General features: G+C 40.4%; 16 protein-coding genes. 11 read left to right on the forward strand and 5 right to left on the reverse strand.

What is annotated here, in order from left to right:
- From DDR33_RS07210 to DDR33_RS26955, 6 genes are all read left to right on the forward strand, one after another.
- Positions 1 to 1,605, forward strand: a 1,605-nt coding sequence (locus DDR33_RS07210) for an RHS repeat domain-containing protein (RefSeq protein WP_146198722.1), incomplete at its 5' end; no start/stop codon positions are given.
- The gene (locus DDR33_RS07215; RefSeq protein WP_109415113.1) at positions 1,602 to 1,856 is read left to right on the forward strand and encodes a hypothetical protein; all 255 of its coding nucleotides are present in this window, start codon (positions 1,602 to 1,604) and stop codon (positions 1,854 to 1,856) included. The genes DDR33_RS07210 and DDR33_RS07215, both read left to right, overlap by 4 nt.
- 170 nt (positions 1,857 to 2,026) lie before the next feature.
- The gene (locus DDR33_RS07220; RefSeq protein ID WP_146198723.1) at positions 2,027 to 2,638 is read left to right on the forward strand and encodes a hypothetical protein; all 612 of its coding nucleotides are present in this window, start codon (positions 2,027 to 2,029) and stop codon (positions 2,636 to 2,638) included.
- Positions 2,639 to 3,310: 672 nt separating this feature from the next.
- The gene (locus DDR33_RS25555; RefSeq protein WP_146198724.1) at positions 3,311 to 3,535 is read left to right on the forward strand and encodes a hypothetical protein; all 225 of its coding nucleotides are present in this window, start codon (positions 3,311 to 3,313) and stop codon (positions 3,533 to 3,535) included.
- Between the two features lie 10 nt (positions 3,536 to 3,545).
- Positions 3,546 to 3,935 carry a hypothetical protein gene (locus DDR33_RS07230; protein WP_146198725.1) on the forward strand — a complete coding sequence of 130 codons (390 nt, stop codon included), beginning with the start codon at positions 3,546 to 3,548 and terminating at the stop codon, positions 3,933 to 3,935.
- Positions 3,936 to 4,095: 160 nt separating this feature from the next.
- Complete coding sequence (locus DDR33_RS26955) at positions 4,096 to 4,209, forward strand: nucleotidyl transferase AbiEii/AbiGii toxin family protein (protein WP_158280666.1); 114 nt, start codon at positions 4,096 to 4,098, stop codon at positions 4,207 to 4,209.
- 192 nt (positions 4,210 to 4,401) lie between these two features.
- Here DDR33_RS26955 and DDR33_RS07240 read toward each other — a convergent pair whose 3' ends face one another.
- The 3 genes from DDR33_RS07240 to DDR33_RS07255 form a co-directional block, all read right to left on the reverse strand.
- On the reverse strand, positions 4,402 to 4,998 hold the full coding sequence (locus DDR33_RS07240) for a hypothetical protein (protein ID WP_109415118.1): 597 nt from the start codon (positions 4,996 to 4,998) through the stop codon (positions 4,402 to 4,404).
- 486 nt (positions 4,999 to 5,484) lie between these two features.
- Positions 5,485 to 6,873, reverse strand: a complete 1,389-nt coding sequence (locus DDR33_RS07250; protein WP_109415120.1) for an MFS transporter — start codon at positions 6,871 to 6,873, stop codon at positions 5,485 to 5,487.
- A 97-nt stretch (positions 6,874 to 6,970) separates the two neighbouring features.
- The gene (locus DDR33_RS07255) at positions 6,971 to 7,549 is read right to left on the reverse strand and encodes a TetR/AcrR family transcriptional regulator (protein WP_158280667.1); all 579 of its coding nucleotides are present in this window, start codon (positions 7,547 to 7,549) and stop codon (positions 6,971 to 6,973) included.
- A gap of 1,263 nt (positions 7,550 to 8,812) precedes the next feature.
- Here DDR33_RS07255 and DDR33_RS07260 point away from each other — a divergent pair.
- The 5 genes from DDR33_RS07260 to DDR33_RS07280 are packed head-to-tail and all read left to right on the forward strand — an operon-like array spanning position 8,813 to position 12,456.
- Positions 8,813 to 9,346, forward strand: coding sequence for a toll/interleukin-1 receptor domain-containing protein (locus DDR33_RS07260; RefSeq protein WP_109415122.1), 534 nt, complete (start codon positions 8,813 to 8,815; stop codon positions 9,344 to 9,346).
- A gap of 5 nt (positions 9,347 to 9,351) precedes the next feature.
- Complete coding sequence (locus DDR33_RS07265) at positions 9,352 to 9,936, forward strand: TIR domain-containing protein (RefSeq protein ID WP_109415289.1); 585 nt, start codon at positions 9,352 to 9,354, stop codon at positions 9,934 to 9,936.
- 10 nt (positions 9,937 to 9,946) lie between these two features.
- A complete protein-coding gene (locus tag DDR33_RS07270) occupies positions 9,947 to 11,197 on the forward strand; it encodes a TRAFs-binding domain-containing protein (protein ID WP_109415123.1) in 1,251 nt (416 codons plus the stop codon).
- A complete protein-coding gene (locus DDR33_RS26960) occupies positions 11,181 to 11,588 on the forward strand; it encodes a TIR domain-containing protein (protein WP_109415124.1) in 408 nt (135 codons plus the stop codon). Before DDR33_RS07270 ends, DDR33_RS26960 begins: the two co-directional genes overlap by 17 nt.
- A 4-nt stretch (positions 11,589 to 11,592) precedes the next feature.
- The gene (locus DDR33_RS07280; protein WP_109415125.1) at positions 11,593 to 12,456 is read left to right on the forward strand and encodes a DUF4231 domain-containing protein; all 864 of its coding nucleotides are present in this window, start codon (positions 11,593 to 11,595) and stop codon (positions 12,454 to 12,456) included.
- 741 nt (positions 12,457 to 13,197) lie between these two features.
- Here DDR33_RS07280 and DDR33_RS07290 read toward each other — a convergent pair.
- Positions 13,198 to 14,220, reverse strand: coding sequence for a TIR domain-containing protein (locus tag DDR33_RS07290; protein WP_109415127.1), 1,023 nt, complete (start codon positions 14,218 to 14,220; stop codon positions 13,198 to 13,200).
- A 43-nt stretch (positions 14,221 to 14,263) separates the two neighbouring features.
- Entirely contained in the window at positions 14,264 to 16,216 is a 1,953-nt protein-coding gene (locus tag DDR33_RS07295; RefSeq protein WP_109415128.1) for an ATP-binding protein, read from the reverse strand.
- Positions 16,217 to 16,618 lie beyond the last annotated feature (402 nt).

Here is a 16,618-nt window from a genome sequence, read left to right on the forward strand (position 1 = left end):
GGCTGGCTGAAAGGGACCAGCTCCGCAGAGTTCAGCCAGACGCTGAACTACGAAGAAGGAAGCCGCTACAACGGGGACATCACCTCGGTGAACTGGACGCTGGCAGGCAGCAGCAAGACCTTCAGCTACAGCTATGACCCGCTGAACCGGCTGACCTCCGGCACCAGCCCCGACATGAGCGAGAATAACATCAGCTATGACAACCTGGGGAACCTGCTGTCGATGACCCGCGACGGGAAGACCCTGGGCTACGACTATACCTATGACGGGGCAAGAGGGAACCGGCTGAACGCGGTAAGCGGCACCTGGTTTAACGGCACGAAGTACTTCCGTTATGATGTGAACGGGAACGTGACAAGAGACGACAGCCGCGGGATCAGCAGCATCAGCTATAACCACCTGAACCTGCCCCAGCAGGTAAGCTCCGTCTCGGGCACGCTGCTCAGCTACAGCTATACAGCCACGGGGGAGAAGCTCCGCAGTTACAACAGCAAGACCGGGACCACCACGGATTACGTGGGTGGTACCCGGTATGAGAACAATGACCTGAAGGTAGTGCTGACCGAAGAAGGGCAGCTGAGGCGCTCAGGCAACAGCTACAGCTATGAGTACTGGGTGAAGGACCACCTGGGCAACACCAGGGTAGCCTTTTACCGGAACCCTTCGACGGGACAGCTGGAGGTGCTGCAACGGGAAGATTATTATCCATTCGGGTTAAATAAGGTTCGGGGCAGCTTAAGTTCCAGTAAAACGAACTATCTTTATAACGGGAAGGAGTTGCAGGAGGGGTTTGACCTGCTGGATTATGGGGCGAGGTTCTATGATGCGGTAGTTGGGAGGTGGACAAGTGTGGATCCATTGGCGGAGAAAATGGCCTCTTGGTCTCTTTATACTTATGCTTTCAATAATCCTCTTCGATTTATTGATATCGGGGGGATGATACCTTATCCTATTACAGTAAGGGCATTTCATCCTGATAAGTATTTTGGAGGAGGCTATAGCGGTGATAATCGCGGTTATACAACAGCCCCAGCTACAGCAAGAGTTACCCAAAGACTGTTGTTTGATACGGATAAAAGTACTTTAACGTCACAGGCATGGAGTTCAAAAACACATGCGCTTTACGGTACGTTTGAGAGTAGAGCCATGCCAAAACAAAAGATTTCATCATTTACAAGTTCTACAGGCAGTGATGGAGCCAAACATTTCGGTATAGAAGCACATGTTGCATCCGCTAACCCGTTAGCTCCTCCAGGTACTCCGGACGTAGATGTTTTTTCTTCATTATCCATCACATCGAAAGATAATACGTTATCAATAACCGGCAAACTTACTGGTGATAATTTCCCATCGACTGAAGCTTTTGTATCTGACCCCTCGGGGCAGTCAGTATTCCTCGGGATTGGGTTAAAAGAAGGTAATCCTTACCAAAGTTTATGGGGAACTAATAAAGAGAATCCGATTGCTAACATTTCATTATCTCTTACGACTGATGATAAAGGGAATTTTACAGGTGTAAGTGCTAATGGGAAAACATATACAATTGCGGATTGGAATAAGCAATTTCAACAACAAGATCCACATAGAAAGAGAGAAAACAAATGAAGTTATTTGGAAAGAGCCTATTAATATATATCGGATTACTGATGTTGATCACCTATGCTTTTGCATTGGGGGATTTGATTGGAAATAAGCAACTTACGGGTGATATATTGAAAGATATATTAAGATCTATCACATACTACTTTACAGACGTAATAATATATTGGTGGGCTGTTATCCTTGCTGGTGGAGTAGTGTTAGCTGGCCTTACAGCTCTTGGATATAAAATATATAGCCGGATAACGAAAAAATAATTACTTCCTTAGTCTTATGCGTTTGCCTCGGTGAAAGGAGACTAGGACTTCAACCCAATACAACAACGCCCGGCTCAATTAAGGTTCTTTTTAGAAACTTTGATAGCGAGAGAAATGACGCTATTCCTGAATGAGGTAGATAGAGTACGTAACTAGGTGTGGGGTATCAAATGGAAAATAGGAATTTAACGCTTAGTCAAGTGAATGAATTTTGGAAATGGTTCTCAGCCTGCCACAAAGATTTTGGAGTGAACTTTGAGAATGGAGATCTATTATCTGAATTAGATAGCCGCATCGTAGAGCTTGGAAATTTCGCATGGGAACTAGGACCGGGAATCGAAATGGAGAACATGCTGGTAGTATCTCCCGGAGGCAGAAATGAATTGCTGCCCCAAACAAAAGAAATTATATCTAATTCTCCATCTATACCCAATTGGGAGTTTCACTATGCTAAACCACCAAAGCAATGGAAGGAGCCCATTGTCAATCTTTATAAAGGAGGCCGGAAGAAACGAATCATTGCATCTTCATGGCAATATGTATTGTTGGATTATAGTGACGGATTGTTTGACATAATAATAGAAGCACCTAATTTAGCTGACTTTTGTAAGGATGACAAGCTTATTGCAGCAGAAATAATATTAGAGGGCCTTTTAGGAGAAGAAAAGAGATTAGTGACCATTGCACAAGTGGATGTAGTTTCTGAATTTGAAGCACAGTATAAAGAAGGAACCAATATTAAGTTCTTAGGACAGCATATCGGACAGTTAACTGATAAATGAATGTACTGACATTCAATACACAGATATGGAAAAATGGAATCCAGTTGAATATTTGCCTGAAGATTTCAGGAGATATGAAAAAAGAATAGTATACTAAAAGAGAGCATCGTCAATGCAATTTATCGAGGTGATCTTACAGCTGTCCAAAATTGGCAGTTTGAAGAATCAATTAATCCAGGCCAATTCAAAGCTTATGGTCATGCAACGCCCTGGACTGGTGTTATGGCAGTAGGAAGGCATAAGTACTTTAATGTCAAAGGTGGGGGCAAATTACAGTTTTGGAAGTTGCCATGAAAAAAATCTGTTTTATAATGACTTTAATAGGGGTCTTACTTTCGGCCGGGGGATGCAAAGTAAAAAGGCCAGGCAAGGCGAGTCTAAGTGAGAGGCGGAAATGGTTGAAAGAGTACGCTTTATGTCGTTGCTTTTGGATGATTGCAAAACAAGATACCGCGATTCAAAACGATATCAGCCAAGCGATTTATGTTGAACTCACTGATTATTCCAGCACTGACAAAAGCAATATTTATAATGCAATAGACAGCCTGGCGTCTATTGCTGTTAATTCAATTGAACCCACACACATTGCGGATTATGAAGGGAAAAAGCCATATATGAAATCTTGTATCGAGTTCTCGAAAAGTAAGGCGTTAGATTCTCTAATCCGGCGCTATGAATCGAGATATAGTATATGGACCAAATGGACGCGTTCAGAAAGAGTACAATAAGGGGCATGGGCCGGGTTATCCAGAAAACGAGCAAAAAGATCATGTCCATGATCACAAGCCTAATCCTAACCCTAAAGATTCAGGTGCTACGGAGCGCCAGCCCGGTAGACCTCCCAAACCAAATGAATTAGAGAAAGATAAATACAAGCAAAGTCAGCTAAATAACTAAGTAAAGAATTATGAGTCAAATGTGGAAAAATGAGGAGCTGTTTAAACTCCTGCAAGGAGAGATTGCTATTTTGAGTTGTAAAATATTAGGATTCAGTATTTATGCAGAAGATGACGCTCTTGTCGTAGATGTAGATATGAAATTGTTATACTTGAATGATACGTGCTTTAAAATTAGATTTTTAGATGTGAAAGAGTATGCGTTTTATCATAATTCTAATTATTACTTCTATAATGTAGAGGCATTCAAGCTTCTTAAAAAGGGCAGTCTTTTCTATCTTAGCTTCGATCCAGACGAGGAGGAAATGTCGCAAATATCCCCAAAAGATAATGACTTTATTTTATCGACAGAAATCGAGGGGCATGTATTGAGTGCTGTTTCTGGTATTCATGGGCAGTAAACCCAAGTACACAAGACAGAGCCATTGGCAAAGTAAGGGTTATGAGCATTGTAGTAAAATCAGCTCATTAATTAAAGCGATGGTAAGGAGGCAGCAGGATTCGTCAAAGAGATTACAAACCGCTTGAAATGCTGCCAAAATAGCTTTAAACGCCGCGCTTTTGGGTGGCGGCACAAATCTCGCTATTCGTTATGGTCATCGTCAGTCGGTAGATATAGACTTGAGTGGGCACAAAAACTGGCTGTCTTTGCATAAGAAAGATGGTGCAAACTGAGTTTGGCATGTGTTACTTTTACTCAAACCGCGCAACGGGTTGGATTATCTAAAGTTAGTGCGCGCGTGTATCGATTATAAAAGCAAAACGCCTGGTTCTTAGCTGAGCCGGGCATTTTGTTATTAAGCCTAAGTGTCTTCCTCCCCGGAGGAAGCACCCGGGAATTAGGAATTAAAACAGACTGTTTGGTTATTACTTGCTTATGAGGTTTCTCAGCTCTCTATTTTCCTCCTTGAGGTCTTTTAACTGTTTATTAATGTCTATAAGATACAAAGTCAGCTCCTCTATTTTTTTAAGAAGCTTAATATTCATTTCACTGAGATTGACGCCGTCCTTCGTCATCTGATCTGCCGGGTCAATTTCCGGAAGATGCTTGTTTTTACTGATAAATGCATTCAGGTCATCAATTGGGCGAAGATCATATCCATTCTGAAAGACGTAATCAGCACCGGCATCTACTGACACTTTAACTTCTCTGGCCTGAATGTTACCTGCGACAGTGAGCTTGGCTGTGGGATTGGACGTTCCTATACCTACATTTCCACCGCCTTCATTTATGACCAGGTTGCTAAAGCCACCAGTAGCTGGTGACCAGGCGCCCAGTCTTCCATAGTTTCCATTAGAGTATCCTCCCAGAAAGGTGTATCCCAAACCGTTCGGCCAGTAAAGTTGTAATTCCTTTCCATTGCTGGTGCCCGATCCCCGGTCTGTTACCGTTTGTAAGGTCTCCTGTGCTTGTGATACAAGGGAAGCGAGCAGTGCGATGATAATGAGTGGTTTTCTTTTCATTGTGATTATTTTTGGTGTTTAAGTAATCTATAGCTATATACGGTAAGAATGCTGTAGGAATAATAAAGAAAAAGGTGGTTTTGCCATGAATGTCATATTTCAACTATGATAAAAAGCAGATAGCCTTCCGTGCAAAATTAAGTTTATTCAGTCGGATAGTCGCATTCCCTGGGGGAAAATTTGAGTTTGTTTTTTCACACGTTGTCGTGGTAAATAAGAAAATTCCTTGCCCCTGGCCAGTAGTTTCGTTCGGGTTGGCTCCTGATTGGCTTCGGATCTGCAACGCTTTCCCTACGCTTTCGGAACGCTTTCCCTACGCTTTCCGTTCGGGAATTGTCGAAGCAAAAGCGTAGGGAAAGCGTTGCAGTAGCGTTGCAGATCAAAACCCAATCAGGGGAATGGCGGGGAGCCGGTCCGAAGCCCTTATGCAGTTTGCATGGGAAAGATGCTCCAAAGCTTGTTTCCTCCCGCAATGGAACGTTATCATCACTTGAGTGATCGTTTCCAGCAGAGCATCGCTGCCACTCCTAAAGAAAGTCCTATAGCTGAAGCAGATATGCTAAAGGCAAGCTGAATTTCCGGTGCGCTGGCGCCATCGGGTGCGAGAGTAAAGAAAAGTCCGCCGATCAGTGCAACAAAGACAGCAGCGCTTATTTGCAAAGTAGCGCTTACCAGGCCTGCGGCCAACCCTGAAAAGCGTGGATCGACCTGGTCGACGTTCAGGCGTACCAGTGCCGGGACGGCAATGCCTTGTCCGAGTCCTATGATAAAGAGAGGCAGAGGAAGATAGGAAGTACGTCCGTTCAGGGCGAGTATAGCCGCGAAGATCAGTCCGGTGACTTCAAGGATCATTCCGAAGGCGGCCGTTCGGGAACCAAGCCGGCTAACTATAGAGGGGCTGCACCATGGACCAAGGAAAAAGCCGATCCCCAGCGGCAAGATGGCTAAACCTGTCGCCAGCGTGTCGTTACCCAGGGCCCCCTGCTCATATACAGCGAAGATCAGGAAGAAAGAGGCCAGGGCATAAAAAAAGAATGCTGCGGCCAGATTTTTCCGTAATCCGCTTTTCATGAATAAAGATGGATAAACCAATGGCGAGGCACCCCTTGATTCCTTCTTCTTTTCGTAATGCCAGAATGCCAATAGCAAAGGTATGCTTGTGATCAGAAGGGCCTTGCACCACCATGGCCAGTGATTTTCGCGTCCTTCGATAAGCGGAAGCACGAATGCCAATAGCCCGGCAGCGAGAAGTATGGCGCCCGGAATGTCCAGTACATCAGACTTTTCAGCACGGTTTTCCCTAAGCAGAAGTGAGGCGGCCGGTATGGCAAGAGCTATTACCGGCAAATTAATGAGGAATACACTTCGCCAGCCCATGCCAAACAGGTCAGCCGATACCAGCACACCACCCAGCAACTGTCCGGCCACAGAAGCCAGTCCGAAAGTTGCTCCATAAAAGCTAAGTGCCCGGTTTTTTTCTTCCGGAGGAAAAATAGCATGAATGGATGCCAGCGATTGCGGACCCATTATGGCTGCCATCACACCCTGTAACAACCTGCCTGTTACCAAAACAGCCGGCGACGGAGCAAAACCGCATAAGGCAGATGCAATTCCGAAACCGAGCATTCCGAAAATGAACACGCGCTTTCTGCCATATATATCCCCTAAGCGGCCTCCCAGGATCAGGGTGACAGCATAGGCAGCAGCGTAGACCGATACCACCAACTGGGAATCGGCGGGGGATGCATGGAGGTCTGTACGGATAGCAGGCAGCGCAACATTCAAGATAAAGAAATCCAGCGGCGGTAACAATGTACCGGTTAGCAATACAGCCAGCGCCATCCACCGGCGAGGGTCAACACTATTTATTTCCATATCACTATTTAAAAACCGGATAAATTCATACCATTAGAAATTTACCTTGTACTGTATACTATAACCAACCTATCGTTCCAGAATAGGTCAAAAAAAATTAAGCCCGGATGATACTGATTAAGAAATCCGTCAACTGATATAATCGTTTTTTATCATTGAAAAGCAGATCAGCATTCCATAGCGATGCAAAATTGGACACTACAAAATAAGCCAGCAAAGTGGGATCCTTCTCTGCCGAAAGTTCTCCTTCCTGTTGAGCCTTCCTGAACAGACCCTCAAAAAGCTTTATGGAATTGTTGGCTTGCTGTTTAAGAAGTTGGTTTACATCCTGGTCTATACGGGAAAGCTCGAACGTTGAGTTGATCGATAAACAGGTTTTGGTGTCAATCAAAATAGTCCTGACAAGATCCTTTATGATCATAATTGCCGAGTCAAGAGCCGACACTCCTTTATTTGCCGAAGCCTGGTAGCTCAATTCTTTTTCCTGGATATAATCATGCAGGCATTTCAAAAAAAGAGCGTGCTTATTGCCAAAGCTGTCGTAAATGCTGCTCCTGTTTATCCCTAATGTGTCTACCAGGTCATTCATGGTCGTAGCCTGATAACCCTTTTTCCAAAAAAGATCACGGGCAACCTTTAGCTTCTCCTGATAATCAAACTCTTTATTCCTTGGCACACGGCAAATGTAAAAATAAAAAACCTATCGTTCCAAATGGATTCTGTTTTAAGATATTCATGCACTTTGCCGCATACTTTGCCATAGCAATTAATCCAGGTGCGTTAGTGGGAAGCATTGTTAGATATGGCCGGATTAATTCCGGGGAATTTACCCGAATTTGCCTGGGTGCTGGAATTCTGCCTGGAATTTGGCGAATTACCAGGAAATAATACAGTGTATAATTAATTCGGGATTTATTCATCAAGGTGTATAGCCATTTTAGGAATAGGACAGGAGACTGTTCCGGAACCGCTTCCGGACAGTTCCGAGGCGATTTTGGCAAGTCTGTGACTTTTTTGCGACTTTTCTGCGAGTCGGCTGCGACTCCAACCCGAGCACGACTCGCAGAAGAGTCGCAGCCGACTCGCAGAAAATACGTAGCGCCCCGCCTATTGTCCCGGAACTGTCCCGGTATTGTCCCCAACAGACTCTAACAAAAGGTTTTTTATCATAACCATGGAAGTTAAAGGGGGAGGCACTCCTTTATACGTGGCTAGCAGAAAGCGCCTGTATAAAAATTCTTCGGCCTACTTGCAAATGTCCTTTCGCCCTTTTAAATTTACCTGGAACCTATTATGAACATACCTCAAGGCTGGCGATTAATCCAGGCCTCATGGTAAGCTTAAGCCATTTAAATAAAATCCGGCTGATACGTCAGTTAAAGTTCACTGAATGCGAATATGGACTAAACGCGATGTTCTCATTACGGGAAACCGTAAGCGTGGATGACTTCGCCTCCATACCTTTATTGCATAAATCACTAACAAATATAAATACACAATTATTCATAAAGATGACGGTAACACAGACCCCTGGTATAAGCGTGACTAACTATCCGCAGCGTTGCCGCCTATCAAATAGCAGAAAAGATTTCTTATGTTAAAGCTTGAAAAATCACAAACTGGAATAGCTTCGGAATTTTATGTAGCCGCGGAGCTTTCGAGGAGAGGCTACAATGTTACTCTGACCCTGGGGAATACTAAAGCTATTGACCTCTAAGTTCAGAAAGGAATAGATATATTCCAGATACAGGTTAAAGGAATTCAAAGAACCAAATCTATCTGCTGGAATATAGACAAGGCTAAGATCAGAGACGATATATATTAGGTACTGGTCAATCTTCGAAATTGGAAATAAAGAATCCTATTAGTTGCTTTTGTATTTATGACACATGCTGAAACCGCATAATAACTATTGAGATATCGATTATAAAATAACAATATGGCATATTTAACATTTAACAATTTAACCTCACAAGCTTTTTCTAAAGCTGAAAATTTTAACGTTGCCCTAAGGGCAAGAACATATCATGAATCCATGGTGTTTCTTTCATATCGAAGGGAAGACAGGAACTGGGTAGCCGGGGTCGTAAGGTTTCTGAAGAGTTTAGGTGTTTCAGTTTATATTGACTATTTAGACGAGACGCTCGAAGACAAAACATCTGAAGAGATTGCTGGACGCTTGCGCGATAGAATCAGTAAATGTTCCAAGTTTATTTGTCTAGCAACCCCTAACAGTTCTAAATCAAAATGGATGCCTTGGGAACTCGGCTTAGGAGACCGGATCGTTAATTATAAAAATGTAGCTATACTTCCTTTAACAAATGAACCCAGTTCATGGAACGACCAAGAATATGGCAATATCTATGGAAAGGTACAAAGTAGTTATTCATTTAATATTTCAGACTCTGACGATTGGTATGTTCAGTATCCGAATAACACAAAGGTTAAACTTAAAGACTGGTTTTTAAATTGATGAGCATGAGCCACAAGTGTTTTATTTCTTTTAAAACAGAAGATTTTTTTTACAAGAAATATATTCAAGAAAATATGGATATAGACATGATTGATAAATCATTGGACTATTCAATCGACTCGTCAGATCAAGAGCATATTATGCGGCGCATTAGAGAAGATCATTTGCATGATTCAACAGTGACGATTTTTTTAATCGGTTCTAAAAGCGCCGAAAACCTGGGAGAAAGCGAGCAAAAATATATAAAGCGAGAATTGCAAGCGTCCTTATATCATGGTGTTGGAAACACCCAAAATGGAATATTGGGGGTTGTGTTACCAAGTGTTACAGATAAAATTTATTGTGGACAATACTACTGTAGTACATGTGGCCGAAATCATAATTGGGTTAAATTGAATAATGATACGGTTATAACGGAATTTAGCTATAATTATTATATACCTAACGGCAAGTGCGCCCATGGTGAAGATGATAGATTTTGTGTTTTAGTCAGATGGGAGGAATTTAAGCTAAATCCTGAGTTTTATATAGAACAAGCATTTTCGAAGCGTTCCCAACCAATAGCCAATAAAACTCGCGTACGACCTTAATCGATTTTGAATGGCACAGCGTTTATGCTTTGTAATCATGGGCTTTGGGAAAAAGACTGATCCGTCAACAGGCAATACGATCGATCTTGATCAGACATATAAGAATATAATTAAGCCAGCGGTTATTGAGTCAGGCTTGGATTGTGTTAGGGCGGATGAAGTGAAAGAGAGTGGCTTGATCGATAAAAGCATGTATGCGTTATTAATGTATGCCGATTTGGTAATAGCTGATATTTCGACGTATAACCCCAACGCCTTGTATGAACTGGGTATTAGACATGCCGTTCGACCATTTTCAACAATCATTTTAAAGGAAAGGTCTGGCAAAGTTCCGTTTGATCTAGATCATAATAGAATATTTCAATATACTCACTTAGGAGAAGATATTGGAGTAGACGAGTCTCATCGTTGTCGTCAGGAGCTTGTTGATTTGATTCATCATGTTGAAATGGTTCAACAAATCGATAGCCCGCTTTATGAATACCTAAGCAATGTAAATCCTCCTACATTGCCGCCCGAAGAATATAAGAAGGTAATTGGGGATCTGGCCGATAAAGAAGAACGAATATTTGCTATTGTCGAACGAGCAAAGCAGCTTTTTGCTGATGAAGATAATGCCAAGGATGCAGCAGTATATTGGGAAAAAGCGCATAAAATAGTGCCGAGTGAGCCTTATTTTGTCCAACAGCTGGCGCTTTGCATTTACAAAGCAAAATATCCAACGGAACAAACGGCACTCGTAGACGCCTTACGCATAATTAGCCAACTCGATCCAGAAGGTGATACCAATGATCCCGAGACTCTAGGGATAACTGGCGCGATTTATAAAAATCTATGGCTATTCAACAAAGATATTGGATACTTAGATCGGGCTTTGGGTTATTATGGAAAAGGGTTTAAAATTAGAAATGATTATTATAATGGAGAAAATTATGCCTTGTGCTCAAATTTCAAAAGTATCTCCGCTGAAAATATTGAAGAGAGGGTCTATTATAAGGTCGAAGCAAGGAAGACCAGAGAACATATTCTCGAAATTTTACTTGATATTATCAATAGGGGCGATATAGATCAACGTATAGATAAATGCTGGATTTACGCCACAATGGCAAATTGCTATTTTGCAACGGAACAGGAAGAAAAAGGCATTGAATGCGAAAAATGGTTTTACCAGATTACGGATGAAAGATGGAAAGTCAAGACATACATAGACAACAAGAGTTATTTGTTATCGGTAATAAAACGTAATGGCACGGGAGTTTAAAATATTTATAAGCCATTGTTGGGACTACCATACAGATCTTGTTAAATTACGATCTTTGTTGCTTCGCAGGGGGTATTTTAACGTTGAGTTTTTAGAGGCATCTATCGATATGCCTATAAACTCTGAACGTGCAGTTTATGTGAAACGGGCACTTAGAAGCAAAATAATCACATCCCATTTAGTTTTAGCAATTGGGGGAATGTATGCCAGTTATAGTGAATGGATGTACTATGAATTGGAGACAGCATACCAACGTTATATCCCAGTTGTGGGAGTCGCCCCATTTGGGCAACAAAGAGTATCTAAAATTGTTCAAGATTATTCGATACAAGTTGTACGGTGGAATACAGAGAGTATAGTAAATGCAATAAGAACTTACGCAAAAGTTTAGAAAAATGAAAGAGAAAGATTTTCCGTGTTACTACGTAGATAGCGACAATGCTTCTAAGTTCGCCCAGAAAACCTATAAAGTTTTTATTTGGGTAAGTATAGGTTTTATGTTTCTTGCTACACTGGTCGATAGTTTGGACTTTTTTCAGGAGATTAAACGGTATACTGGAATTGCTGTCTTCATTTCTGGAGCTATGACCTTATTACTAACACTTCTAAAACCAGAGAAAAGTTGGTACAAGGGGCGAGCAATTGCAGAATCCATGAAAACTCTGAGCTGGCGATATATGATGCATATTGATCCATTCGATGCAAATGATGACCGTCAGAATCTGATTCGTTTTACTGATAGAATAAGTGCAATCAATGCTCAAGCTAACCAAGATGGCTTTATCCCTAAACCTAATAAATATCATTCAGATGTGATAACCGCTGAAATGGATGCTATTAGGAATAAAAACCTATTGGAACGTAAAGATTACTATAAAACACATAGAATAGAGAACCAAATTAGCTGGTATCGTCAAAAGAGTATAAACTATAAACTAGCTGGAAATATATGCTCCTGGGCTATTTTTGTTTGCCAACTCATAGCTGGATTTTACCTTGTAAAAAACAACGGGCAAAACACGTCAGTGAATCTGAATGGAATAATGGTTTTTATTGCCACATCATTGATTGCTATAGTTGAACTTTATAAATTTAAAGATTTGCATCAGGCCTATGCTCTGACTCATCAGGAGCTGAATATCATTAAAACAAGATTTGGAATAATTCAAGACCAAAGGTCATTTAACCAGTTTGTTTTAGAAGCCGAGCAAGCCATATCAAGAGAACACACAATGTGGCTAGCAAGAAGAATTGGTTGATTTATATTAAATCCTCTTTGGCAACAGTTTATAAATGAAACACTCATCATGCTTCTTGATGAATGTGAATTGCCAGTCATGCAAGATATGTATCCATCCTCTCAATTAGTCCTCCGTATTTGTATTTATATACCGTTGTCCTGATTTTAGAAATGACCTTATCTCTGCTAATCCGCCCAAAAAGAGAACTAGATAGGAAAAACCTAAAAAGGTTCCGAACATATAATAACATTTGGCAATTACGCTATTGGCTACGATTTCATCTGTCCCTATATTGGTGATTGTTAAATAACTGTAATAGAAAAAATAGAATGCTAGTTTAAAAATGTCTAAATGATCTTCAGAAAATTCAAAGTTCTCTCGGTCTAATTCATAGATGAACCAATTTTGAAAGGTAAAAACAAGGATCAAGTAAATGAAAATCACCATGAATTTTAAAAGGAACCACGGATATGACTTTTGTTTAGAATCAAGTTTTGCAGTTTGTTCTAAACTATATAAAATGAAATAGAAATAACAGTACAGCGACATAAATATTGAGAAGCAATAATCGACTATGTAACTGGTGTTATTTTTGGGGGCTATTAGATGAAATAATACTTGCACTATCGCCGATAAAAAAACGACTGAAAAATTTACTCTAAAACCCTTCATTGGTCTGCCTAATGCTTTTTTTTTGTCGCTTCCTATTACAATATTTTCCCGATGTTGATATTCTTGAAAGCATTATCGGGGCTATAATTATTCAGTTATTGAAACATCTTCAAGATATCTATTAACGATGTAAGGGAATTCCTTCACAAACATCAAGTCTTTTCTTGTGCCATAAAACTCTCTCATCATCGGATGCTCCAAGGAGGTTTCCATCATCATACGAAATGTTTCAATCGCTTCTTGCTTGTCTTCTTTGTTGGAAGTGCTTTTCAATATATCAATCAGTTCTTTACCTAAATCGTAAATCCAAGGGAGGTCATTTCTTAGTAAGCCTAACACCATTAATAGTCCCCAATAATTCTTTCCTGCCCTCGGTGGAACGTGCAAAATCTCTTCAATAAACATAGGATGTAGATTCCTTGACATTCGCCTGAGCTCGTTATTTTTTTCATTTCTGACATGCTGTTCGGCAACCAGCTTTTTTATTTCTTCAATACTCTCGATTGTTTTAGGCTCTGGATTTCGTAATAATTTTTGGTTATTTCTTGACAGCTCCAATATTTCCTCAAGAATCTCAGCAGTATGAATTTTAGGTGCAGGAGCATTTGCATTCTCCTCAGAGTCATCGGAAATATCTTTTAAAGCAAGTAAGTCACATTCTAGCGTTGGATACCAGACGTCAAACGCCTTTTCCAACATCGTATTAGAAATGCAGCCCTCGCCGCATGCTTTATTCATTGAATTCAGAAGCTTTTTTATATCCTCCTTCTCGAAGATAGTGGATTGGAACTGAAGAATAGGCCCGTTTACCTCAGATCGTTTAATATCAAACAAGAACGGGCTAACCAACGACTTATCCATGGTTTTAGATAAAGCCCCAGCTTCAAATGAAAGCCATGGAGCATTGAGGTTTTCTTTGGTTACGCATAATAACCCAAAAGTTGAGTTCTCCAACTCCTTTGCAATATCCGTACTCCATCTTGCTCCTTTATCAATATCTTCTGATGATACATAGGGCTCGATCGACTGTATTACAGAAGGGAGCCACTCTCTAAAAACTAGAGCGACTTTGTGGCTTTTATTGCCCGACCAACTAATGAATACTTTCATTTATATTAATTAGATTTATTGTGCACGATCTTGGTTGTCAATATTAAATTTGTTTAGTTTGTGCTTCTTCTTTTAAGAAGTTGCTCAACTTGCTTTGTTTTCGGATGATGTCCAAAAATACTTTATTTCTTGCCTCCGCGTCAATAATTAGTGTCTTGGCGCTGACAACATAAATCGAAATTCCTATTTTATCATAAAAGCGATGGTATATCGGAGATTCCTGTGAATAAAGAGGAGTATAACCGTCTCCGATCAAGCGTTCAGCTAGTTTTGAATCAATATCGGTTATCAGAAACCCATATATTTCTTCTATTTTTTCCCTGGTTTTGAAAGCTTTAACATAGTCTATCAATTGCTGTACACCTTGAAACTTTTTTCGATCTGATTTGCTGGAAAAATCGAATGGCTTTAATTCAACCAGCACTGATTTTAGGTTTGCAGACTTATTAGGGTCCTGAGAAAAAAATAAGGATAGATCGGGCCGATCATTAGGGTTGTCGATATTTTCAATATCATCCTCGCCTAGGCTATTTAACACTTCGGTTATCTTTTTATCACTTGCCGCATAACTATATGTAGTAAATCTATCATCCAGTAGCCATAAATTATTCTTACCAATAGAGTAGTAATTGTCATCTGTCTGTTTTTCCATAAAAAGATTATGGATTATGGCCTCCACCTTTTCTTTTTTATCGACAAGTGTTTTTAATCGTTGTAAAACCAGCACTCTGTCATTGATGTACGATACCAACTCGTTCTGAGCTAGTTGTATCGCTTCCTGTAATTCCTGATTAGTATATTCACTTTTTCCGCCATTAGAAAGTACCTTTTCTTTAGCTGTATCAAATCGCTTTTTTGCTTTTTCAACGATATGCTTTTTGTCGAGAAACCCGGCCATATTTATATCGTCATCTTCAATATAATTCATTAGATATGGTCGCTCATTCTGAATGTCGTGTAATTTCTCTTTGTTTATCTGCTGGGCTGAAGGAATATCTTTTTTGATTATTTCAGCAATTCTACCTTTCAGTGCCGTGTTAACCATATCCCACGAAATAGATGAGAATAAATCCGTCCTAACGGGCCATATATCAAAATCATTTCGTTCGTTGTTTACATGAGTGTTCAGATAGTCGGATTCAAGTAGAAAGAACCCCGAATATCCCCAGGGAAGAGTAATATTTAAGTCCTTTTCCGTGAATTCACACACTGTACGATTATTAGCACAATAAAAAGAATGCAAATTTCCATTGGCATTGAAGATGATATAGTTTAGCAAAAAATCATATAATTGCCCTTCCCGGTTTTTAACCTGAAACTTTTGTTCCCGAAAGTTAGGTATGTCAGCATCAGTTATGGAGACACTTTTTGACGTTGTGTCGTCAACTATTTGAATATTGATTCTCAACTTTTTTTTCTTGTAGAAAAATAACGTTGGAATGAGATTAAGTAATACTCTTTCCCTAATAGTATCTAGATTTAACTCGATACGCCGATCTAAATTTTTACTTTGATTTTTATATTGAGATGTAAGATGGGTAAGCATAACCACCGTTGAATTAGTGTCGATATTGGAGGAAGCTCTTTTAGTATCCTCTGTGTCAAAATCTAGATCAAATTTGAATGAGACTTCTTCCTGACCTTCTTTTAGCTGACTTTTATAAATGGCGTACTCATACACCTTTAAAAATACAAACCTGCCGACGCCTTTTCCTCCTAATTCCTTCTTGAACTCAGTTCTGTACTTGCAGAAAGAGCTATAATTTTCCTGATTAAAGCCATCACCATCGTCAGTTATTGTAATGGTATCAACTTTCTTGCAAATTACCGTGTCGCTTTGAAACAGATTATCGTATGAATTTAATGCACAAATAATGTTCTGGGCGTTTGCGTGGATAGCATTGGTTATCGCTTCAAACAGTACGTCATATTGGGTTACTCGATTGCTAATATCCTCGTTTACAATACGTCTTATTTCAGCGAGCATTTTACTCATGGGATCAGCATTAAACGTTTAACAATGTTGGAAATCTTACCAAAGATGGTCATTATAGAGCGTTCGAACAAGCGCTAAAAATAATAGTATTTTTTCTAGAGTGTCAAACATTTATTTAGAAGACACCTGCGTGTGGAAATATTTGACTGGGCAAACTATCGCAGAACCAAGGAGCTGTTAAGCTGCATGTGGTGCTTGAGTATGACGGGCAGTTGCCCGTCTTCGCCCTGCTTACCGACGGCAAGACAGCAGAAATCTAAATGGCCCCTCAGGTACAATTTATCAATAGGTAGAGTTGATTTTTTTCAGTATAAGAACCTTGCTTTTGAGCTATCCTGGGTGCGTTTTTGCCTTCTATATTATTCTGGACCGCTACGCCTTTAAAACTACCCCATCATTTCA

Source organism: Pararcticibacter amylolyticus (assembly GCF_003130405.1).
In the GTDB taxonomy this organism is placed as follows: Bacteria; Bacteroidota; Bacteroidia; order Sphingobacteriales; family Sphingobacteriaceae; genus Arcticibacter; species Arcticibacter amylolyticus.